The following is a 20,096-nucleotide window of genomic DNA, read 5'->3' as shown; positions in this document are numbered from 1 at the left end:
TCAGGTTTCCCCCTCGTGTCAGCCAGTTTCTCTTCCCTTCTCGATGGCCCTCGCCTTGCGCCGGCCTCCGGCAATCCCGCCCGCCAACTGGTGGTGATCCTCCATGGCTATGGGGCCGATGGCCCGGACCTGATCGATCTCGGGCGTGCCTGGCAGGGACAGCTTCCCGACGCTGCCTTCGTTGCGCCAAACGCCCCGGAGCCCCTTCCCTTTGAAGCGCTCGGCGGGCGGCAATGGTTTGCGCTCCAGGAGCGCGACCTCAACGAATACCGCCTTGGCGCGCAAGCCGTCCAGCCGGTGCTCGACCGGTTTCTGGACGACGAACTGTCCCGTCTTTCTCTCGATGACAGCTCGCTGGCACTGGTCGGCTTCAGCCAGGGTGCCATGATGACCTTTCAATGTGGTCTGCGCCGCCCGTCTCCTCCGGCAGCACTGATCGGCTATTCCGGACTGTTGCCGGGAGCAAGCCAGCTTGATGGGATCAACACCCAAAGCCCGGTGCTGATCGTGCATGGCCAGGAAGACGATGTCGTTGCCTGTTACCACGCCGAGGCGGCGCAACAGGCGCTTGACGATGCCGGTGTTTCCTCAAGCCTGCATCTGTTGTCAGGCCTCGGTCATTCCATCGATGAACGCGGCATGGTGCTGGGCGGCCGGTTTCTGGAAAAGGCATTTGGTCCCGACAGAACGACGTGAGGGCGGTCCCATATTGGTTAATGGCCTGTTAACGGTTTTGGAGGATGATTTCTGCAACTGTGCCGGACCAGGAAGGGCCGGACAAGACGGGATCCGAAGCCATGCAGATTTCCATCGAAACCACCACGCAAAGCGCCAGCCTGTTTTCGGCGTCCTTTTCGAGTGGCGGTGCTGAAGGCCAGAAGAACGATCCCAAGGGCAACGCCTATGGCCACGAGATCGGCCAGCGCAATGGCCACGACAAGTCCCCTGCAGTCAGTGTTCTGGAAGCTGCCAGCAAACAGGCCGAGGAAGACGCCGTCGTGATCGCCGCGCTTCAGGATGCGGTCGAAAAAGGCAAGGGCAAGGACGACGATGAGGACAAGGACGGCGCGCTTGCGACTGTCGAGGACTACCAGAAGACCGCCGGCAAACTGAAGGCGGCTCTTGGTGAAGAGGACAGCGGCCCGTCGGCCAATGTCGCCTATGAAAGCGCGACCATTTCAACGACCACGATCGAAGCCGAGATTGACGGCGAAACCGTCTCCGCTCAGTTCGTGTCCTTCGAGCGGGTGTCCTACGACAGCGAAACCGGTCTTTCCGTCCGCTCCGCGAACGCCTCTTCCATTGAAGGCAACTTCGACAACGGCTCCTTCAGCTACCAGAGCGCAGCCGTCAGCGAACTTTACGCAGGCACAGGCGATCAGGTTTCCAACCTGCTGGGCCTGGTGGCCTGAGGGGAACCCCGTCTCGCGCATTCTCCCGCACCTTGAGCGGCTGATTGGCTTCTGAAGACGGCCATCTGGGTGCGCGCAGAATTTCTGGCGGCCTCACTTCTTGTTCATAGTCGAGAGTTTCCAGACAGACGACGTCGGAACTCCCGCTCAGAAACAGAAAGGGGAGCCGAAGCTCCCCTTTCTCAGTGTCTCAGGCCTTTTTCAGGTAGGCAACGATGATGTCGAGCGCGGCCTGAAGGTCGCCCTTGTCGATCATTTCGGTGACCGTGTGGATGTAGCGGGTGCCGACGACGATGCCGATTGCCTTGGCACCGGCAGCCGCCTGCTGGGCAGCGGCGCCATCCTGACCGCCGGCGGCCAGCATGGTGCGCTGGAACGGGATCTTTTCCTTGACCGCGATGGCTTCGAATTCCTTCACCAGGTCCCGGTCGGCGATAAAGCTGGAATCCTTGACGTGCAGACCGAAGCCCTCGCCCTGCACCGTGGTGCGGTCCTGCTCGGGAACGCCCGGCGTGTCGCAGGAAAGCGTGGTGTCGATGCCGAGGCCGATGTCCGGCGCAATGGCGAAGGAGGCTGTGCGCGCGCCGCGCAGGCCGACTTCTTCCTGGCAGGTGAAGGCGACGTGGATCTCGCATTCGTGCTTGGCCTTGCCGAGGCCCTTGATCGCCTCGATGCCGAGCCAGCAGGCAATGCGGTTGTCGAGTGCCTTGGAGACGACTTTATCGCCGATCTCGATCAGCGGCTCATCCATGGTGACCATGTCGCCAACCTTGACGATGTCCTTGGTCTTTTCGCCAAGGCCCATGTCGATGACGAATTCCTTGGGTTCCGGCACCTTCTTGCGCTCTTCCGGCGAAGAAATGTGGATCGGCTTGCCGCCCGGGTTCATCACGCCCTTGAAGTCACCTTCATCGGTAGACACAAGCACGCGGCGGGAAAACAGGTTACGGGCATCGAAGCCACCAACCGGCTGCACATGGACGAAGCCCTTGTCCGTGACATGGGAGACCAGAAAGCCGATCTCATCCATATGGCACAGGAGCATGACCTTCTTCGGGGAGCCCTTCTTGGAGGACTTGCGGCTGTCCCGGCGGCAGAGCAGCGAGCCCATCGGGTCGACGGTAACCTCGTCGAACAAGCCCTTGATTTCCGCCCGGATCAGGTCTCGGACCCGGTGTTCGTGGCCCGGAACACCCGGCGTTTCGCAAAGACGGCGAAGAAGATCGATATTCATGAAACTTCCTGTGAAGGTTGGAAAATCGGCACGATCCTAGTCCGAAAGGCCGCACGGGATAAAGAGCCAAGACGGAATAGTTCGAAAAGAGAGACTTGTTGCGGGCCCACAGCCTGCGATAAGCCTCGGCGAAACACCGCACGCGCACAGTCAGGACACACCCTCTGTCCCGCCGACTGAAGGCAATGCGCTCCACCCTTTTATGGAAAGGCAATTCGCGTTGACCTCTCTCCTGTCCGACACCGTCCACGTTGAAACACGCGCCGTCTCGGTCGGCAGCAGCATCGTTCACGTTCGCATCTGGACACCTGAAGACCGTTTGCCCGACAAGGTGCCGGTGCTGCTGTTTCACGATTCTCTTGGATGTATCGCCCTCTGGCGCGATTTTCCCGAACGCCTTGCCCGTGCCAGCGGACGGGTCGTGATTGCCTACGACAGACCCGGTTTCGGGCAGTCCTCGGCGCGCAGCGATACATTGCCTGCCAGCTTCATTGCGGATGAAGGCAGAACTGTGGTGCCCGTCTTGTGCGACCAATTGGGGCTCAGCCGGTTCGTCGCCTGCGGCCACAGCGTGGGTGGCGGCATGGCCGTGCATACGGCCGCGCAGCATCCGGACAAGGTCACGGCCCTGGTGACGATAGCCGCCCAGGCCCTTATCGAGCACCGCACGCTGGAAGGTGTCCGGGAAGCCCGCACCACCTTTGCCGATCCGGGTGCGTTCGAAAGGCTGACCCGCTATCACGGCGCGAAAGCGCGCTGGGTCCTGAATGCCTGGACGGAATCATGGCTTTCGCCGGCCTTTGCCGAATGGTCGCTCGACGACGCCCTTGCCGGTGTTCGCTGCAGCACAATCGCCATCCATGGCGCGCTTGACGAATACGGCTCACCGCGCCACCCGGAACACATCGCCAAAAGCACGGGCGGGCAAAAAGTCGTGCTGCCGGATACGGGCCACGTCCCTCACAGGGAGTGTCCCGAAGTGCTGGTCGAAACAATCTGCGGTTTTCTGGCGAAGGCCTCCTGAGGTGGTTTCCGGGCAATCTGCGCAGAGTCTTCGCAGATTGCCCGGGCCGGTTTAACTTCTTGCTCGCCAATTTCGAAAAATCGTCCTCCTGTTTTTCGCTTTGCCATTGCAGTGTCGCATTTGATGACAACATTCTAGCGGTAAGCAAAAAGCGTCTCCCGTCTTTCCGGAGAGATGTATCGCCTTCCATTGCGACGACCCCGGGGAACCCCATGGCCCAGAAAAAACGTTTTATTCTTTCCATTGACGGTGGCGGCATTCGCGGCCTCATTCCGCTTCGCCTGCTTGAAACCCTTGAAAGCCGATTGAGCCAGCGCGGCGTCAGCACGCCGCTGCACCAGATTTTCGATCTGATGGCCGGGTCTTCCACCGGCGGCCTGATTGCTGCCGGCCTTTCCGCCCCACGCCCTGGCGGTTCCGCCGGCGCTCCCGCAGCATCGATCACCGAACTCCGAAGCTTTTTCGAGCGCGATGCGCGGGAGATCTTCAAGTCCTCGATCTCGGCGCGACTGGCACGCACCGTCACCAGTTCCCTCGGCCTGTTCGACGAAACCTACGATTCTCGCCCGCTGGAAAGGATGCTGAAGGAACGCTTCGGCTGGACCTCCATGGCCAGCGGCCTCACCCATCTCGTGCTGACCGCCTACGATCTGGAACAACGCAAGGCGGTGTTCCTGACCAATGGAGTTGAATCCAGCGGCAGCCGTCCGGACGACTATTACTTCTGGCAGGCGGTGCGGGCGACCACTGCAACCCCGTCCTATTTCGAACCGGCCCGCGTTGAAAACCTCAGCCGCCGGCGCGAGGAAGCCCTGATCGATGGAACGGTGTTCATGAAGGACCCGACCTTGGCGGCTTATCTGGAAGCCCGTAATCTCGGATGGGGCGACGACGAGATCGTCATCCTGTCACTTGGCACCGGCCGGGCGCCCAGCCGGTCTTTCCTTTACAAGGATGCCGTCGGCTGGGGGGCTCTCGGTTGGCTGCAGCCTTCCAAGGGGGCGCCGCTGATGTCGATCCTGGCCGATGCTCAAAGCCAGACAACCTCCGATCAGGCAAGCCAGCTCTTCGCCGAACTGCCGAACGTGAGCTATCACCGGCTCGATGGCGAACTGCCCGCGGAAGCCGAGGACATCGACAACGCTCGGCCCGGCAACATCATCACGCTGAACGGTGCCGCGGACCGGGTGATCCGGGACAACACCGTTTTCCTGGATTCCTTCGCCGACATGATCGCCGCGCATGTGGATAATAGCGAATCGGATGCGGAGACGCCCGATTTGGTGCATGCTGCCTGAGGATTGAAATGGCCGGCGCATGGCGGCGGCCAGACACCCAGACTGGCGCACGAGGTTTCGACGTGAGAGCGGGGAGAACAGGCAAGCGAACCGGCTGGATCCTTTCGGTGTCCGGCGTGATGGCATTTGCAGCAGCCTTGCAGGTTTCCTGCCTTGTCGCGTCAGCCACACCGGTGCCCTCCGCCAAGCCGGCCGACCCAGCCTCCGAGGCCTATTCGCCAACTCTCGAGATCGTGGCCGGTGTGCCGGTTCCGGCAAAGAAACGCGACGTGCCGGAAGGCTATGTCGCGAACAAGCCGAAGCTTGTGCTTTATGGTGACCAGCCAGCCCGTGACTACTTCGGTGCCGCCAACGGCCCTGCCAATCTGAAAGCCCGCTCGATCGGTTCCTATGCCAAGGGGTGCCTTGCAGGCGGCGCGGAGCTGCCGACGGATGGCCCCACCTGGCAGGCGATGCGCCTGTCGCGAAACCGCAACTGGGGCCATCCTGTCCTGATCGACTATCTGAAGGACCTGGCGAATGACACTCCGAAGGTCGGCTGGAACGGGCTGCTTGTCGGCGATATCGCCCAGCCGCGCGGTGGGCCGATGACATCCGGTCATGCCAGCCACCAGATCGGACTCGACGCCGATATCTGGCTGACGGAAATGCCGAACCGCCGTCTGACTGCACAGGAGCGGGAAGATATTTCCGCCATTTCGATGCTGATCGGCCCGATGGACGTCAAGGGTGCCGACCGGCGGGTGGACCCCGGGAAATGGTCCGACAAACACGCCAGGCTGATCCGGCGCGCTGCTTCAGACCAGCGTGTGGCGCGTATCTTCGTCAGTCCGACGATCAAGAAGGCCTTGTGCGATTTCCAGAAGGGCGGTGACCGCTCCTGGCTGCGCAAAGTGCGGCCATGGTGGGGCCATCACTATCATTTCCATGTACGCCTATCTTGCCCGAAGGGCAGTGCCGGCTGCGAGAACCAGAACCCGCCGCCACCCGGCGACGGCTGCGGCGCCGACCTCGCCTACTGGCTGTCGGATGAGCCCTGGGTTCCGAAAAACCCACCCAAGCCGGGCGAACCTCCAAAGGTCGTCAAGAAACGTCCCATGGCGCTGGCCGCCCTGCCGAATGACTGCCGGAATGTGCTGACGGCAAATTGAGACGGGCTGGATAACACCTAGGGTGTGGCCCCATTTCATCTTCTTTTCAGAGGCCACACCCTAAGCTTCCGGCGACTGCATCGGTCCCAGAACCTTGGCGACGAAGACCAGATCCAGCCAGCAGCCAAACTTTGTGCCGGCTTCCGGCAGGCGTCCGGCGACATGGAAGCCGAGTTTCTCGTGCAGGGCGATGGAGGCTGCATTGCCGCCGTCGATCACGCCGACCAGCACATGCAGGTTCTTGGCGTTGGCAATCTCCATCAGGCGTTCCAGCAGCGCGCGGCCAATGCCGCGGCGCTGTGCCGCCGGGTCGACATAGACCGAGTGTTCCGCCGTCAGGCGATAGCCTTCGCGCGGCCGGAACGGGCCGAAACTGGCGAAACCAAGCACGGCATCCGTTTCGTCCACCGCCACGAGAACCGGAAGATCCTGCTTCATCCGCCCCTCAAACCAGGTCAGTCTTTCGTCCAGCGTTTCCTCGCGACTTGTCCAGGCTGCCGTCGTCTCGCGCACGGCCTGGTTATAACGTGCCAGAATTGCCGGAACGTCCTTCGGTTCTGCATTGCGGATCAACATCGGAAACTCTTGTCGGGCTGTTCAAATCATCTCTGCCAATACAATCTAGATCACACTTTAAGATTGAATTGCCAAGACAAATGTCTGCCACGAACTACGTCATTTGCCGAGGATGACAGATCCCGTTGGCCATGGGGGACCCCGGCGTAGGGCAGAGGGTGCAAAAAAGCACCGGGATTCAACGCACGCAGGCTTCAATCCACTAGGCGAAATCGAATTGCAGTGGTAAAGGGGCGGCCATGACGACGAAGAAGCTTTCCAACATCCGCAACTTTTCCATCGTGGCTCATATCGATCACGGCAAGTCGACCCTGGCCGACCGTCTGATCCAGATGACCGGCACGCTGACCGACCGTGAAATGACCGAGCAGGTGCTCGATTCGATGGACATCGAACGCGAGCGCGGCATCACGATCAAGGCGCAAACAGTGCGCCTGATCTACAATGCCAAGGACGGCGAACAATATACGCTGAACCTGATCGACACGCCGGGCCACGTGGACTTTGCCTATGAAGTGTCCCGCTCGCTTGCGGCCTGTGAAGGCTCGCTGCTGGTGGTCGATGCTTCGCAGGGTGTGGAAGCACAGACACTCGCCAACGTCTATCAGGCCATCGACAACGATCATGAGATCGTCACCGTCCTCAACAAGATCGATCTGCCCGCGGCCGAACCGGACCGCATCAAGGAGCAGATCGAGGATGTGATCGGCATCGATGCGTCGGAAGCCTGCATGATCTCCGCCAAGACCGGTCTTGGCGTCGATGACGTGCTGGAGGCGATCGTCAAAAAGCTGCCGCCGCCGGAAGGCGATCCGGACGCCACGCTGAAGGCGATGCTGGTCGATAGCTGGTACGACACCTACCTTGGCGTGATGGTGCTCGTCCGCGTCATCGACGGTTCCCTGAAGCGCGGCCAGAAGATCAAGATGATGGGCACGGGCGCTGCCTATGACGTTGATCGTGTCGGCGTCATGACGCCTAAATTCCTGCAGGTGGATGAGCTTCATGCCGGCGAGATCGGCGTCATCACCGGGTCCATCAAGGAAGTGGCCGACACCCGTGTCGGCGATACCATCACCCTGGAAAAGAAACCCTGCACGCAAGCCCTGCCGGGCTTCAAGCCGGCTCAGCCGGTCGTGTTCTGCGGCCTTTTCCCGGTCGATGCGAACGACTTCGAAGACCTGCGCGCTGCCATGGGCAAGCTGCGCCTCAACGATGCCTCGTTCTCTTTCGAAATGGAAACCTCCGCCGCCCTCGGCTTCGGTTTCCGCTGCGGCTTCCTCGGCCTGCTGCACCTGGAAATCATCCAGGAGCGGCTCTACCGCGAATTCGACCTCGACCTGATCGCGACCGCACCGTCGGTGGTTTACCAGATGTCCCTGACGGACGGTTCGGACGTGGAACTTCACAACCCGGCCGACATGCCGGACGTGGTGAAGATTTCCGAGATCCGCGAGCCGTGGATCCGCGCAACCATCATGACGCCGGACGAATATCTGGGCGGCATTCTCAAGCTGTGCCAGGAACGGCGCGGTCTTCAGATCGACCTGTCCTACGTCGGCTCCCGCGCGATGGTGACCTACGACCTGCCGCTCAACGAAGTCGTGTTCGACTTCTACGACCGTCTGAAGTCGATCTCCAAGGGTTACGCGTCGTTCGACTATCAGATTTCGGACTATCGGGCCGGCGATCTCGTCAGGATGTCGATCCTGGTCAACGAAGAACCTGTCGATGCGCTTTCCGTGCTCGTGCACCGCAGTCAGGCGGAACGCCGCGGTCGCGCCATGTGCGAAAAGCTGAAGGAGCTGATCCCGCGGCACATGTTCAAGATCCCGATCCAGGCAGCCATCGGCGGCCGGGTGATCGCCCGCGAGACCATCTCCGCCCTGCGCAAGGACGTGACCGCCAAGTGTTACGGCGGTGATGCCACCCGTAAGCGCAAGCTGCTGGAAAAGCAGAAGGCCGGCAAGAAGAAGATGCGCCAGTTCGGCAAGGTCGAAATCCCGCAGGAAGCCTTCATCCAGGCCCTGAAGATGGACGAGTGAGAGACCGGTTGGCGCAAAGCGCCAACCCAAAGGTCCCGTAAACCTCTGCCCGGTTTCGAACGGCCGGCGGCACCCATGAAGCCGTGACAAGAGGTATCAGCACCTGCAATTAGCAGGTGAAGGCCTTGCCTTCGGCAAACCGCCGTGACAAATGATGGAAACCTTTACCCTTCCTGACTGAAACGCCATAGGCCGGCAGAAACAGCCAACCTGCAGCGCGTCCCCTAGCAAGGCCTTGCCATGAGTATCGAACAGACCCTTTCCGACCGCGCCGGCAATGCCTGCGAATTCTGCGGTGCCACCGATGCGTTGCAGCCGCTCGACGTTGGCCCGGACGCCAACGGCACGGCGGAGATGGCGGTTCTCGCGTGCACGACATGCGCGGATCAGATTTCGGGCACTGCCGATATCGACCCGAAGCACTGGCTCTGCCTGAATGACGCCGCCTGGAGCCAGGTGCCGCCGGTTCAGGTTGTCGCCTACCGCATGCTCTCAAGAATGCCGGATGAAAGCTGGGCACGTGATCTTCTGGACATGCTGTATCTGGAAGAGGATACGCTCGCCTGGGCAAAGGCCGGCCTTGATGCCAGCACGGATGCAGACGACGGTGTGGTCCACAAGGATACCCACGGCGCTGTTCTTGCCGCCGGCGACACGGTGACCCTGATCAAGGATCTCAAGGTCAAGGGCGCCAACTTCACCGCCAAACGCGGCACCGCCGTGCGCAACATCTCCCTTGTTGCGGACAATGCCTCCCAGATCGAAGGCCGCGTGAACGATCAGCGCATCGTCATCCTGACGGAGTTCGTGAAGAAATCCTGAGTTCTCTGGCAGCCCTATGTCAGTCCACAGGCACGACCAGCCCCGTCGCGCCTCCCTCAACGCATTTGGCATAGGCAAGGCCGACACGCCGGGACGAGACCTGTTCGTGACCGGGGAACATGGCACCGTAGCGGCTGGCCGAGACCTCCAGAAGTCCGGGGCTCACGACATTGATCCTGAGACCACGTGGCATGTCAATGGCCGCCGCCTTCACGAAGCCGCCGAGCGCTCCGTTGGCGGTCGCCGAGCCCGAACCGACCCGGATCGGGTCCCGGTCGAGAATTCCGCTGGTCAGCGTGAACGATCCGCCCTCGCTCACAACGTTCAGGCCCTTCAGAACGAGATTGATCTGAGTAAGCACCTTGTTCTTCAGGCTGTAGAGATATTTCTCCCCGGTCATCTCCGCCAGCCGGCCAAATGCGACCTCGCCGGCAGCACAGATAACCGCATCCACGGGACCGGCTTTCGCATACATTGCCTCGATGCTTTCCTCATCGGCGAGGTCCACCTTGATATCACCCGATGAGCGCCCGGCCGTGATGATCTCATGACGGGGGGAAAGTTCGGCACAGGCTGCCTGCCCGATCGCTCCGGCTGCACCGACAACGATGATCCTCATGGGTGTTTTCCTTCCAGTTTGTCGTAGATGGCAAGCTTCTCGGCAAGAACCTCTTCGCAGCGGTCGAGATCGGCGCGTTTGCGTTTGAGGGTTTCGGCGTGGCCGAGCAGCAAGGCCTTGCGCTCGCTCACGGTGCGCCCGCCCTCGCGGTAAAGCGCGGCGAAACACTGCATGTCCTTCATCGACATGCCGGTCTTGCGCAGCCAATAGAGCAACGTGAGCCACTCCACATTCTCGGGAGAAAACCGGCGCAGGCCGTCCGCCCCGCGGTCGATGGCAGGAACGATCCCGGACTTCTCGTAATATCGGATCGTATCGGCGCTTAGGCCGCTTCTGATGGAGGCTTCCGAGATCAGCATGGGTTCCACTCTTGTTGGTCAGGTGAACCCTAGCTCCCTGGAGCAACTCCAGGTCAAGGGTTCACAGATGGTCCCTGAAGGCACCTAGAATTGCAGAGGCGATGTCGTCCTCGCGGCAGAAGAGCGTCATCTTTGTCTTTGGCAAGACCGGAAGCTGAAAGAGGTCGCCAACCTCACGGCACCCGGCCGGAATGTTGCGCCTGTCGAGGCAGGCGATGCCGAGGCCGGCACTGACCGCTGCCTGGATAGCGCCGACACCCGTGCCGGTAAAGGCGTCTTCATAGGAAATCCCGGCGTCCTTCAGCGTGCCTTCCGCCAGGCGCCTGAGGGCGCATGTCTCGGACAGGGCGACAAGGGGAAGCGCGGCGCCGGCCTTCCAGGCAAATTCCCGGGAGGCCGTCCAGACAAGGTTCTCCTCAAAGGCCACACGGCCGGTGCCCTCGACATCCTCGGAGCGCACCATGACCGCGCTGAACAGCCCTGCCTTGAAATCGGTATAGAGCGTATCGGAATAACCGACCGCAACGTGCAGGCGATGCTCCGGCAGAGCCTTGCTGAGCGCGGCGATAATGGCCGGCAGATTGCCGCCGGCGGCATGATCACTGATGCCGCAGCGCAGCCGTTTTTGAACGGACGGGCCGGAAATACGGGCCGTCACACTGTCATGAAGGTCGATCAGGCTGCGCGCGTCGTTCAGAAACCGTGCGCCGAAGCTCGTCAGCCGGACGGAGCGCGGCGAACGGCTGAGGAGGGTGTTGCCGAGACGGTCTTCCAGCTTCTTGATCTTTACGCTGACAGCAGACTGGCTTGCCCCCGTCATCTGCCCTGCCCGGGTAAAGCTGCCTGTTTCGGAAACGCGCACGAAAGCGCGCAGAAGATCCATATCGAGATCGGTCATTCAATCATTCTAATTTATGATTTTTGAAATATCAAAGATTTGTTTCTGTTATCTTTGGCAACGCAATAAAGTTGGCTCATTCCCGAAAGACGGAGGACATGATGCCGCTTACCAACGTTTCCCTGCTGAAGGGCTCCAAAACCGCAGTCCAGAAAGCCGCGATCCTGGATGAAATCTATCAGGCCATGCGCGAGACCTTCGGTGTGCCGCAGGACGACAAGTTCATGATGATCACCGAACATGCGCGCGAGGATTTCCTGTTCGGCCGTCATTTCATGAACATCGACCGGTCCGACGACCTGATCATCATTCAACTGACTGTCAGCGACACGCGCAGTGTCGAGCAGAAGAAGGCGCTGTTTGCGCGGATCGCCAGAGGCCTTGCTCGCGAAGTCGGCATTCGTTCCGAAGACATCTTCATCAATCTGGTGGAAACCAAGCTGGAGAACTGGTCATTCGGACACGGCGTCGCGCAATTTGCCGACAGGCAGCCGGTCGCGGTTTGATCCGGTCCGTTGGGCAGCAGCAGGACTGCCTTGCCCGCCCAAAAACAGAAACGGCGCCGGGCTTATGGCCCAGGCGCCGTTTTCTGGTTGGGAAGTCTTGTCCAACCGGCCAGTCCTCGTGGAGGGTCGATCGGTAGGGTCACAGACCGGCTTTTCAGCCGGCCTTAAGCCTTAGCGCCGGTTGAGCGGCAGATCGGCCAGTTCGCGCTGGGACATACGCACGATTGCCGGATGGGACAACGGGTCGGTGCGGTCATAAGCGGATGCCGGACGGGCCGTCATGTAACGGCGCATAAACAGTTTCATCATGAGGTTCAGTCTCCTTATTATTGTTTTTTGCATGGCCAAATTCCTTCTTTGAATTTAGCTATGCTCTTTATATAGACGCTCTCATTCGCTAAAAAAATCGACTTATTCTGAGTTTCAGTTTAGTTTTACTAAATGAAAAACCTCAACAGCATTCACTGTCCGGCGTTCGTGCCGTAGAAGCCATTGCCCGGGCTGGGCTCGTCAAGGCGGCCGCGAACGAACTCGGGGTCACGGTTGGTGCCGTCAGCCAGCAACTTCACAAGACGGAGGCGCAGCTTGGGGTGCAACTGTTCGAGCGGCAAAACCGGCTGTTGCTGCCGACCGCACATGTGCTTGCAATGCAGCCGCATCTGACCAGCGCCATGTCCTCACTCTCGACCGCCATCGCCACCACCCAGCGCGGACGCGAGGATGCGCTGACCATCTCCGTTGCACCGGTTTTCGCCGGCAAGTGGCTGGTGTGGCACCTCAAGAATTTCAACAAGGCGCATCCGGGCATCAGGGTTCGGGTGGAAGCGACGGTAGATCTGGTCGATCCGGACATGAGCGATGTCGACCTTTGCATCCGCGTCGGCAAGGGGCCCTATCCGGGCGTCAGGGCAGAACAACTGTTGCATCAGCGGGTGTTTCCCGTCTGCAGCCCGGCGCTGGCGGAACAGATCAGGGAGCCGAAGGACATCGGCAAACTGCCGATCATCCGCGACCCCGGCCAAATGTTTACCTGGAAAACCTGGCTGGATCTCTTTGGCCTCGACGAGAGCATCCTGCAGGACGGCCCGACCTTTTCCGACGGCTCACTGTGCCTCGATGCGGCAATTGCCGGCCATGGGGTGTTCCTGGCGTGGGAAACGCTGGCCGTTTATGCGGTCAAATCCGGTCAGGTGATCGCGCCCTTCCCGGAGCGTCCGGCCACCGGCAGCGCCTACTGGCTGATCAGCGGCAAGAACGCCCCGCAGACCAGGGCCAAGAAAGCCTTCGGCGACTGGCTGCGCGAAGAACTGCAAGGCTCCATCGGCAGACCGAAGGGGGCGGACGCGGTGGTGGCGTAAGCCAGGCTGATGGCGGGTCACTTCCGGCAGAGCCCTCGGCTAGTCTGCACCAGCAATGGATTTGCCCAGGACATCGGCCTTGACCGCACCGCGCGTACCCATTGGACGCTCCGGGCCGACGGTGCTATCCCGGCGCGTCTGCGCTTCCATCTCGCCATTCAGCTCGGCGCCGAGCAGGACGATGTAGGCCGAAATCCAGAGCCACATGAGCAGAATGATGACGCCCGCAAGGCTGCCGAAGGTCTTGTTGTAGCTGGCAAAGTTCGACACATAGACCGAAAAGCCGTAGGACGCGGCGAGCCACAGCAGGCAGGCGACAACGGCACCGGGCGTTATCCATTTCCATTTCGCGTCGGTTCTGGACGGTCCGAACCTGTAGACGAAAGACAGCCCGGTCACTGTCAGCAACCCGAGAATGATCCAGCGCGCCGAGGACAGGATCCTCTCCAGCCATTCCGGCAGGGCGAGGTAACTGAAGATGACAGGCAGCAGCAGCGCGGAAACCAACCCCAGAACAAATGCAAGAACAAGCAGCAAGGCCATCGCCAGAGTGCGGACCTTCAGTGCGATGAAGCTGCGCTTCTCGACCTCGTCATAGGCAATGTTCAACCCCTCCATGATGCTGGCCATGCCCCTGGATGTAGAATAGATCGCAATGCCCAGACCAATGATCAACGCGAAGCTGAGCCCTGCATTCTCGCTGCCGGCGACATCCGCCGCCTGCGCCAGAATGATCTGTGACGCTTCATGCGGGAGGACGCTCTCGATCAGCTCAAGCTGACGGCTCACCTCGACCGGCTCGACGATGAGCCCGGACAATGCGGTGAGAGCGGTTATGGTGGGGAAGATTGCCAGGAGACCGTAGAAGGCCACGCCCGCCGCGATCAGGTCGATATGGTCGCGCTGTACCGCGTTCCAGACGCGCACGCCGATGTCCAGCCATCCCACCGGCGGGATCTTGTCCGGACTGACAGCTTCTCTTCCACGTGTCATGCATGCCCCCTCTGGTACCCGAACGCCCGGCTGTCCCCGGACGTCGGCAAACAGCAGGGAACTCAGCAAGTGAACGCCTGTGCGGGAAATGAGTTCCTCTGCGTGGCAATCGACCCCCGGCCCAGTGCGCGGCGGACTGCCTTTTCCGCTTGCCAACGCCCCGCCTTTCGCTACATTGACGCCCCATGAGCGATCGTACAGCACATATCCGCCGTTCCGGACTTCCCGAAGGCTGTCAGGCCCTGTCCGGGTTCGACGTGCGCCTCATTGAGCTGCAGGGCCCCGCCTGCGGGCGATTTACGCGCTAACGCGCTTTAATTCCGGCGCTTTTCATCACTTCGGGAACTCACGCAATAATGCGCATGAGGCCGTGGCAATCGCTGCGATTATTCGCTAAAAGACCCCGACTTTCTGTTTCGACACCTCCGCGCGCAACGCGCGAACCGATGACCGAGTACGCATGTCCAACCTCGACACTCTTGAAACCGATCTTCTGGCCGCCATCGAAGGCGCCGGGACCGAAGCCGCCCTGGAAGACATCCGCGTTGCCGCCCTTGGCAAGAAGGGCTCAATCTCCGAGCAGATGAAAACGCTCGGCAAGATGACGCCGGAAGAGCGCCAGGTGATGGGCCCTGCCCTCAACGGCCTGAAGGCGAAGATCACCGACGCAATCGCCGCCCGCAAGGACGTGCTGGCGGAAGCTGCGCTGGAAGCGCGGCTGGCCAGCGAGCGGGTGGATATCACCCTGCCCCTGCGCCCCACACCCGTGGAGACCGGCCGCATTCATCCGGTCAGCCAGGTCATCGACGAGCTGACGGCGATCTTTGCCGACATGGGCTTTTCCATTGCCGAAGGCCCGGACATCGAGACCGATGAACTGAATTTCACCGCGCTGAACTTTCCCGAAGGCCATCCGGCGCGCGAGATGCACGACACGTTCTTCTTCAATCCGAAGGAAGACGGCGAACGGCTGCTGCTGCGCACGCACACCTCGCCGGTCCAGATCCGGACCATGCGCAGCCAGGAACCGCCGATCCGCGTCATCACGCCGGGACGGACATACCGCTGTGACAGCGACCAGACCCACACGCCGATGTTCCACCAGGTGGAAGGTCTCGTGATCGACAAGGGCAGCCATTTCGGCCACCTGAAATGGGTCCTGCGCGAATTCTGCAAGGCCTTCTTCGAAGTCGACGACATCAAGATGCGCTTCCGCCCGAGCTTCTTCCCGTTCACCGAACCGTCCATGGAACTCGACATCCAGTGCGACCGGTCCGGCGGCGAAGTGAAGATCGGCCAGGGAGAGGACTGGCTGGAAATTCTTGGCTGCGGCATGGTTCATCCGAACGTCATCCGCAATTGCGGGCTCGATCCGGATGTCTACCAGGGGTTTGCCTGGGGCATGGGGATCGACCGTATCGCGATGCTGAAATACGGCATGCCGGACCTGCGCGCCTTCTTCGACGCCGACGTCCGCTGGATCCAGCATTACGGCTTCCGACCACTCGACCTGCCGACGCTGTTCGGTGGTCTGTCCAGTTAACCGCCTGAATTGGGGGGCGCCACCATGTCTTTGCTGATCCGCATCGTCCTTGCCGCCATGCTGACCGTTGCCGCCCTGTTGCCGGCAGCAGCTCAGACCGCCGATAAGGAAACGCGCGTTGCGACGCCGACCTCGTTCCTGGAGGCTTGCGCCGAAAAGATCGAGAACCGGGGCCGCCTTCGCTTCTGCGATACCTATTTCCGCGAAAAACTGGGCACCGAAGCCGATGCGCTGCTGTATCTTCGGGACCGGATCACGCGTCTGCGGGCCGGCCATGAGGAAAGCTCGACCGAGAAGTACCAGAGCTTCCTGCAGGCGATCTATATTGTGGCCTTTCTGACCATCGCTTCGATCGTGCTGATCGCCAGCGACCGCCGGATCGGCGGCACCGCGAAGTGGGCCGGCCTGACCAGCACCGCGGCTCTTCTGGTGATGGTGGTCATTGTCGCCATGGGCTGGCTCGGCAAATACCGGGCCGAATACGCTGCCCAGATCGAGCTAGGCATCCTGCGGGACCGGATCGAGACGGAAGCGGCTCAGGCAATTGCCACAAAACAGCAGATCACGCCGGAGATGGTGCGCGGCTGGACCCGTGACTTTTCCGACATCGGCCGCCGTTTTGCCGAGAATTACGGCGCTGCGACCATCATTCCCGAAGTGGACCGGCTCGGCAACTGACGCCTCCACATCCCGTTTCGCGGTTCCGACACCGCACCAAGTTTGAAGAGATCGAAAGATGAAATTCACCCTTTCCTGGCTCAAGGAGCATCTGGAAACCGACGCCAGCCTGGAGGAGATCGTTGAACGTCTCACCCTCATCGGCCTGGAAGTCGAGGAAGTCACCAACCGTGCCGACCGCCTGAAGCCGTTCAAGATCGCGAAGGTTCTGGAAGCCGAGCAGCATCCGAATGCGGACCGGCTGCGCGTTCTGAAGGTGGACACTGGCGAAGGCGACCCGGTTCAGGTCGTCTGCGGGGCTCCCAATGCCCGCGCCGGTCTTGTCGGCGTGCTCGGCAAGCCGGGCGACTATGTTCCCGGGCTCGACGTGACGCTGTCGGTGGGCAAGATCCGCGACGTGGAAAGCTTCGGCATGATGTGCTCGGAACGGGAGCTGGAACTTTCCAACGAACATGACGGCATCATCGACCTGCCGGCGGATGCGCCGGTCGGCATGGCCTATGCCGAATGGGCGGGGCTTGACGAGCCGGTCATCGAAATCGGCCTGACCCCGAACCGCCCGGATTGCACCGGCGTCTACGGTATTGCTCGCGACCTTGCCGCTGCCGGTCTCGGCAAGCTGAAGGAACGCAGCAACGAACAGGTTCGCGGCACCTTCCCCTGCCCGGTCGACGTCACGCTGGACTTCGGCCACACCAAACCGATGTGCAAGGCTTTCGGCCTGCGCCTGGTCAAGGGCGTGAAGAACGGCCCATCGCCGAAGTGGCTGCAGGACCGCCTGACCGCCATTGGCCTCAGGCCGATCAACACCCTTGTCGACATGACCAACTACATCACCTTCGACCAGGGCCGACCGCTGCATGTGTTCGACGCGGACAAGGTGCATGGCAATCTTGTGGTGCGCCGTGGCAAGCCGGGCGAGACGATCGACGGCCTCAACGGCAAGACCTATGAGATCGATGATACGGTCTGCGTCATTTCCGACGACAACGGCGTGGAAAGCCTCGGCGGCATTCTGGGGGGCGAACCTTCCGGCTGCACGGAAGAAACCGTCAATGTGCTGATCGAGTCCGCTCTGTGGGACGAAGACGACATTGCCGCCACCGGCCGCAAGCTTGGCGTCAACACGGATGCCCGTTACCGCTTCGAGCGCGGCGTCGATCCGGACTACATGATGCCGGGCCTGGAATATGCCACGCGTATGGTTCTGGAGCTGTGCGGTGGTGAGGCGTCGGAAACGGTTCAGGCCGGGTCCGTGCCGGAAACCAGCAAGATCATCGAGTTCCCCTATTCGGAAATCAAGCGCCTGTCCGGTGTCGACGTTCAGCCTGCGGAGGCCAATGTCACGCTGAAATCGCTCGGCTTCTGGGTTTCCGGCTCCGGTGACACGGTCAAGGTGGCCGCACCGAGCTGGCGTCCGGATATCGAAGGCAAGGCCGACCTCGTGGAAGAGGTGGTGCGGATCATCGGTCTGGACCGGGTGCCGTTCACGCCACTGCCGCGCACCGGCACCGTGGGTCAGAAGGTGCTGACCACCGGCCAGATCCGCCGCAACAAGGCGCGCCGAGCCCTGGCCGCCCGTGGCTTCAATGAAGCGGTCACATGGTCGTTCATCGCAAAGGATCACGCCGAACTCTTCGGTGGCGGCAGCGCCGCGCTGGCGCTGGCCAATCCGATTTCCACCGAGATGTCCGACATGCGCCCGAGCCTGCTTCCGGGCCTGCTCGTGGCTGCGCAGCGCAATGCCGACCGGGGATACGGCAATGTTGCCCTGTTCGAGGTCGGTCAGGTGTTCGAGAACGACACTCCGGAAGGCCAGAAGATGGTCGCAACCGGCGTGCGCCGCGGGTCTGCGAAGCTGCAGGGTGCCGGCCGGCACTGGTCTGGCGTTTCCCAGACCGTTGACGTGTTCGACGCCAAGGCGGATGCCGAAGCGGCGCTGGCTGCCATCGGTGCTCCGGTGGACAAACTGATGGTGTCGGCAGACGCACCGGCAACATTCCATCCGGGCCGGTCGGGCTGCCTCAAGCTCGGCCCGAAAAACGTGCTGGCGGTGTTCGGTGAAATTCATCCGCGCACGCTGCAGATGCTTGATATCGAAGGCCCGCTGATCGCGTTCGAGATCTACCTGGATGCCTTGCCCGAACCCAAGGGCAAGGGTGGCCGTTCCAAGGGCGCGCTCAATGTCAGCGGTCTGATGCCGGTCCAGCGCGACTTTGCCTTCCTTCTCGGCAAGGACGTTTCGGCCGAGGCGCTGCTGAAAGCCGCGCGTGGTGCGGACAAGACCCTGATCAGCGATGTCACGCTATTCGATATCTACGAAGGTCAGGGCGTGCCGGAAGGACAGAAGTCCGTCGCGATCGACGTGACGATGCAACCGCGCCAGAAAACCCTGACGGACGAGGAAATCGACGCCGTGGCGAAGAAGATCATCGCCAATGTCGAAAAGGCAACCGGCGGCACGCTGAGAGGCTGATCGGCTTTTCAGAAGACTGAATGAAACAAGGCCGCGCGAAACACCATCGCGCGGCCTTTTTTACTGGCGGGTCTGCCCCATCTCGGCGCAGACCAGAACGGAACACTTCGGCTCGTCCTTCGTCGGCACGAACGTCGGGCGCACGGTCTGCCCCGAGAAACACTGGTTCCGGCCAGACACGAAGCGGTCGAACTTGTAGGGCCCGGACTTCAGATTGATGCCACCGAACCTCTTGATCAGATCCTGGGTCTGGGCACAGGTCAGTTGAGTGGTGTCCGGCTGGCGCCGGGTCTGCGCTTCGGCCTGCAGCACAGGCACAAGAGCCGCCCCCATGAACAGGCCTGCCTGAAGCGCGAACTTCGCGATTATTAGCGGTTTTCTTGTATTATTCTCGTTCATCGCAAGGCCTTTCCTGAGTATTCAGGCGAAGTCATGTATTAAATGTCTGAGTTTTCCAGCAGTGGGCAATCCGCATTTCATATTTGTGGAACGGTTTCGAATTGCAACACAGCATTGCCCCGTCAGCTTGTGAAATAGCAAGAAAAGACTGCAAGGCGGTTAAGACATCTGCCTCAGTTCGCTGTTTGGGAGCGCGCTCGTTTAACGCTACGTCCGAGCGTATGGCCACCTGTGACCGGCAACGCGCTAAGGCCTGCCTCCCCCGGCCGGAAAGCCGCGCGAGCCTGAGTGCGTCAAAGCCGGCACCGTATGCCGTTTGCAACGAAGTGGCCAATGAGCTTTGACCGGCGGCCGCTCAGTCGTACCGCCAGGGCTGGGGATTGACGCAGCGAAGCACGTAGCATTTCGCATTGTCCTTCGTCGGGATGTAGTCCCGGCGCGTAACCTCTCCGTGCTGGCAGAAGCTCCGGTTGGCCACATAGCGGTCGAACGTATATCGTCCGGTGCTCATCACAACAGCGCCGCGCTGATTGATCATGGACTGGGCCTGGCCGCACGACATGGTGGTGGAATTCGGCCGTCCGGATTGAGCGGCGGACGGGAGAGCGGTCACGAGAACCGCCCCGCAAGCGGCCAGTGCAGCGATCACATATTTGCGTGGCAAGGTGTTCATCGGCAATTCCTGAAGTCTCAAAGCGCACTCGA

At 61.1% G+C, this 20,096-nt stretch carries 22 protein-coding genes; 13 read left to right on the top strand and 9 right to left on the bottom strand.

The features are described from left to right. The first annotated feature begins 15 nt into the window (after nucleotides 1-15). Nucleotides 16-696 (top strand): alpha/beta hydrolase, encoded by a 681-nt coding sequence (locus SIAM614_RS09835; RefSeq protein ID WP_006934088.1) that lies wholly within the window; start codon nucleotides 16-18, stop codon nucleotides 694-696. A gap of 44 nt (nucleotides 697-740) precedes the next feature. Next, complete coding sequence (locus SIAM614_RS09830; protein WP_006934086.1) at nucleotides 741-1,412, top strand: hypothetical protein; 672 nt, start codon at nucleotides 741-743, stop codon at nucleotides 1,410-1,412. Between the two features lie 190 nt (nucleotides 1,413-1,602). On the opposite strand, the gene SIAM614_RS09825 is transcribed toward SIAM614_RS09830, so the two are convergent. Next, nucleotides 1,603-2,646 (bottom strand): M42 family metallopeptidase, encoded by a 1,044-nt coding sequence (locus SIAM614_RS09825; RefSeq protein ID WP_006934084.1) that lies wholly within the window; start codon nucleotides 2,644-2,646, stop codon nucleotides 1,603-1,605. 220 nt (nucleotides 2,647-2,866) lie between these two features. Here SIAM614_RS09825 and SIAM614_RS09820 point away from each other — a divergent pair, with 220 nt between their 5' ends. From SIAM614_RS09820 to mepA, 3 genes are all read left to right on the top strand, one after another. Further along, nucleotides 2,867-3,670 carry an alpha/beta fold hydrolase gene (locus SIAM614_RS09820; RefSeq protein WP_006934082.1) on the top strand — a complete coding sequence of 268 codons (804 nt, stop codon included), beginning with the start codon at nucleotides 2,867-2,869 and terminating at the stop codon, nucleotides 3,668-3,670. Between the two features lie 212 nt (nucleotides 3,671-3,882). After that, nucleotides 3,883-4,968, top strand: a complete 1,086-nt coding sequence (locus SIAM614_RS09815; protein ID WP_006934080.1) for a patatin-like phospholipase family protein — start codon at nucleotides 3,883-3,885, stop codon at nucleotides 4,966-4,968. 8 nt (nucleotides 4,969-4,976) lie between these two features. Next, nucleotides 4,977-6,119, top strand: coding sequence for a penicillin-insensitive murein endopeptidase (mepA, locus tag SIAM614_RS09810; protein ID WP_006934079.1), 1,143 nt, complete (start codon nucleotides 4,977-4,979; stop codon nucleotides 6,117-6,119). Between the two features lie 60 nt (nucleotides 6,120-6,179). On the opposite strand, the gene SIAM614_RS09805 is transcribed toward mepA, so the two are convergent. Continuing rightward, nucleotides 6,180-6,695 (bottom strand): GNAT family N-acetyltransferase, encoded by a 516-nt coding sequence (locus tag SIAM614_RS09805; protein ID WP_006934077.1) that lies wholly within the window; start codon nucleotides 6,693-6,695, stop codon nucleotides 6,180-6,182. Between the two features lie 239 nt (nucleotides 6,696-6,934). On the opposite strand from SIAM614_RS09805, the gene lepA reads away from it, so the two are divergent. Further along, a complete protein-coding gene (gene lepA, locus SIAM614_RS09800; protein WP_006934073.1) occupies nucleotides 6,935-8,740 on the top strand; it encodes a translation elongation factor 4 in 1,806 nt (601 codons plus the stop codon). Between the two features lie 240 nt (nucleotides 8,741-8,980). Next, on the top strand, nucleotides 8,981-9,562 hold the full coding sequence (locus SIAM614_RS32915) for a PhnA domain-containing protein (RefSeq protein ID WP_006934072.1): 582 nt from the start codon (nucleotides 8,981-8,983) through the stop codon (nucleotides 9,560-9,562). Between the two features lie 19 nt (nucleotides 9,563-9,581). Here SIAM614_RS32915 and SIAM614_RS09790 read toward each other — a convergent pair whose 3' ends face one another. The 3 genes from SIAM614_RS09790 to SIAM614_RS09780 form a co-directional block, all read right to left on the bottom strand. Continuing rightward, nucleotides 9,582-10,181: a short chain dehydrogenase gene (locus SIAM614_RS09790; RefSeq protein WP_006934070.1), complete on the bottom strand. Its 600-nt coding sequence runs from the start codon at nucleotides 10,179-10,181 to the stop codon at nucleotides 9,582-9,584. After that, nucleotides 10,178-10,540, bottom strand: a complete 363-nt coding sequence (locus SIAM614_RS09785; RefSeq protein WP_006934068.1) for a MerR family transcriptional regulator — start codon at nucleotides 10,538-10,540, stop codon at nucleotides 10,178-10,180. The genes SIAM614_RS09790 and SIAM614_RS09785 overlap by 4 nt, the downstream gene beginning before the upstream one ends. Before the next feature lie 61 nt (nucleotides 10,541-10,601). After that, complete coding sequence (locus tag SIAM614_RS09780; protein WP_006934067.1) at nucleotides 10,602-11,438, bottom strand: LysR family transcriptional regulator; 837 nt, start codon at nucleotides 11,436-11,438, stop codon at nucleotides 10,602-10,604. A gap of 101 nt (nucleotides 11,439-11,539) precedes the next feature. On the opposite strand from SIAM614_RS09780, the gene SIAM614_RS09775 reads away from it, so the two are divergent. Next, nucleotides 11,540-11,944: a tautomerase family protein gene (locus SIAM614_RS09775; protein WP_040439836.1), complete on the top strand. Its 405-nt coding sequence runs from the start codon at nucleotides 11,540-11,542 to the stop codon at nucleotides 11,942-11,944. Between the two features lie 171 nt (nucleotides 11,945-12,115). Here SIAM614_RS09775 and SIAM614_RS32425 read toward each other — a convergent pair whose 3' ends face one another. After that, complete coding sequence (locus SIAM614_RS32425) at nucleotides 12,116-12,253, bottom strand: hypothetical protein (protein ID WP_006934065.1); 138 nt, start codon at nucleotides 12,251-12,253, stop codon at nucleotides 12,116-12,118. A gap of 104 nt (nucleotides 12,254-12,357) precedes the next feature. Between SIAM614_RS32425 and SIAM614_RS09770 the strand changes: the two genes are divergently transcribed. Then, the gene (locus tag SIAM614_RS09770; RefSeq protein ID WP_324293997.1) at nucleotides 12,358-13,302 is read left to right on the top strand and encodes a LysR substrate-binding domain-containing protein; all 945 of its coding nucleotides are present in this window, start codon (nucleotides 12,358-12,360) and stop codon (nucleotides 13,300-13,302) included. Between the two features lie 39 nt (nucleotides 13,303-13,341). Here SIAM614_RS09770 and SIAM614_RS09765 read toward each other — a convergent pair whose 3' ends face one another. After that, complete coding sequence (locus SIAM614_RS09765; RefSeq protein ID WP_006934062.1) at nucleotides 13,342-14,295, bottom strand: YihY/virulence factor BrkB family protein; 954 nt, start codon at nucleotides 14,293-14,295, stop codon at nucleotides 13,342-13,344. Between the two features lie 185 nt (nucleotides 14,296-14,480). Here SIAM614_RS09765 and SIAM614_RS33310 point away from each other — a divergent pair, with 185 nt between their 5' ends. From SIAM614_RS33310 to pheT, 4 genes are all read left to right on the top strand, one after another. Further along, complete coding sequence (locus SIAM614_RS33310; protein WP_267871941.1) at nucleotides 14,481-14,603, top strand: hypothetical protein; 123 nt, start codon at nucleotides 14,481-14,483, stop codon at nucleotides 14,601-14,603. Between the two features lie 152 nt (nucleotides 14,604-14,755). Continuing rightward, nucleotides 14,756-15,838: a phenylalanine--tRNA ligase subunit alpha gene (pheS, locus tag SIAM614_RS09760; protein ID WP_006934061.1), complete on the top strand. Its 1,083-nt coding sequence runs from the start codon at nucleotides 14,756-14,758 to the stop codon at nucleotides 15,836-15,838. A gap of 24 nt (nucleotides 15,839-15,862) precedes the next feature. Continuing rightward, nucleotides 15,863-16,516: a hypothetical protein gene (locus tag SIAM614_RS09755; RefSeq protein ID WP_006934060.1), complete on the top strand. Its 654-nt coding sequence runs from the start codon at nucleotides 15,863-15,865 to the stop codon at nucleotides 16,514-16,516. A gap of 58 nt (nucleotides 16,517-16,574) precedes the next feature. Beyond that, complete coding sequence (gene pheT / locus SIAM614_RS09750; RefSeq protein WP_006934059.1) at nucleotides 16,575-18,992, top strand: phenylalanine--tRNA ligase subunit beta; 2,418 nt, start codon at nucleotides 16,575-16,577, stop codon at nucleotides 18,990-18,992. Between the two features lie 60 nt (nucleotides 18,993-19,052). On the opposite strand, the gene SIAM614_RS09745 is transcribed toward pheT, so the two are convergent. Beyond that, complete coding sequence (locus SIAM614_RS09745) at nucleotides 19,053-19,391, bottom strand: hypothetical protein (RefSeq protein ID WP_006934058.1); 339 nt, start codon at nucleotides 19,389-19,391, stop codon at nucleotides 19,053-19,055. Between the two features lie 355 nt (nucleotides 19,392-19,746). Then, nucleotides 19,747-20,064: a hypothetical protein gene (locus SIAM614_RS09740; protein WP_040439774.1), complete on the bottom strand. Its 318-nt coding sequence runs from the start codon at nucleotides 20,062-20,064 to the stop codon at nucleotides 19,747-19,749. Nucleotides 20,065-20,096: the final 32 nt, after the last annotated feature.

It is taken from the genome of Roseibium aggregatum IAM 12614 (assembly GCF_000168975.1).
Classification (GTDB): Bacteria; Pseudomonadota; Alphaproteobacteria; order Rhizobiales; family Stappiaceae; genus Roseibium; species Roseibium aggregatum.
This window is presented reverse-complemented; position numbering and strand designations above follow the sequence as displayed.

Bases quoted from the DNA above. Each gene is read 5' to 3' on its own strand.
- SIAM614_RS09830 (WP_006934086.1), top strand. From the start codon at position 741: ATGATTTCTGCAACTGTGCCGGACCAGGAAGGGCCGGACAAGACGGGA.
- SIAM614_RS09825 (WP_006934084.1), bottom strand. From the start codon at position 2,646: ATGAATATCGATCTTCTTCGCCGTCTTTGCGAAACGCCGGGTGTTCCG.
- SIAM614_RS09815 (WP_006934080.1), top strand. From the start codon at position 3,883: ATGGCCCAGAAAAAACGTTTTATTCTTTCCATTGACGGTGGCGGCATT.
- mepA (WP_006934079.1), top strand. From the start codon at position 4,977: ATGGCCGGCGCATGGCGGCGGCCAGACACCCAGACTGGCGCACGAGGT.
- SIAM614_RS09805 (WP_006934077.1), bottom strand. From the start codon at position 6,695: ATGTTGATCCGCAATGCAGAACCGAAGGACGTTCCGGCAATTCTGGCA.
- lepA (WP_006934073.1), top strand. From the start codon at position 6,935: ATGACGACGAAGAAGCTTTCCAACATCCGCAACTTTTCCATCGTGGCT.
- SIAM614_RS32915 (WP_006934072.1), top strand. From the start codon at position 8,981: ATGAGTATCGAACAGACCCTTTCCGACCGCGCCGGCAATGCCTGCGAA.
- SIAM614_RS09790 (WP_006934070.1), bottom strand. From the start codon at position 10,181: ATGAGGATCATCGTTGTCGGTGCAGCCGGAGCGATCGGGCAGGCAGCC.
- SIAM614_RS09785 (WP_006934068.1), bottom strand. From the start codon at position 10,540: ATGCTGATCTCGGAAGCCTCCATCAGAAGCGGCCTAAGCGCCGATACG.
- SIAM614_RS09780 (WP_006934067.1), bottom strand. From the start codon at position 11,438: ATGACCGATCTCGATATGGATCTTCTGCGCGCTTTCGTGCGCGTTTCC.
- SIAM614_RS09775 (WP_040439836.1), top strand. From the start codon at position 11,540: ATGCCGCTTACCAACGTTTCCCTGCTGAAGGGCTCCAAAACCGCAGTC.
- SIAM614_RS32425 (WP_006934065.1), bottom strand. From the start codon at position 12,253: ATGATGAAACTGTTTATGCGCCGTTACATGACGGCCCGTCCGGCATCC.
- SIAM614_RS09765 (WP_006934062.1), bottom strand. From the start codon at position 14,295: ATGACACGTGGAAGAGAAGCTGTCAGTCCGGACAAGATCCCGCCGGTG.
- SIAM614_RS33310 (WP_267871941.1), top strand. From the start codon at position 14,481: ATGAGCGATCGTACAGCACATATCCGCCGTTCCGGACTTCCCGAAGGC.
- pheS (WP_006934061.1), top strand. From the start codon at position 14,756: ATGTCCAACCTCGACACTCTTGAAACCGATCTTCTGGCCGCCATCGAA.
- SIAM614_RS09755 (WP_006934060.1), top strand. From the start codon at position 15,863: ATGTCTTTGCTGATCCGCATCGTCCTTGCCGCCATGCTGACCGTTGCC.
- pheT (WP_006934059.1), top strand. From the start codon at position 16,575: ATGAAATTCACCCTTTCCTGGCTCAAGGAGCATCTGGAAACCGACGCC.
- SIAM614_RS09745 (WP_006934058.1), bottom strand. From the start codon at position 19,391: ATGAACGAGAATAATACAAGAAAACCGCTAATAATCGCGAAGTTCGCG.
- SIAM614_RS09740 (WP_040439774.1), bottom strand. From the start codon at position 20,064: ATGAACACCTTGCCACGCAAATATGTGATCGCTGCACTGGCCGCTTGC.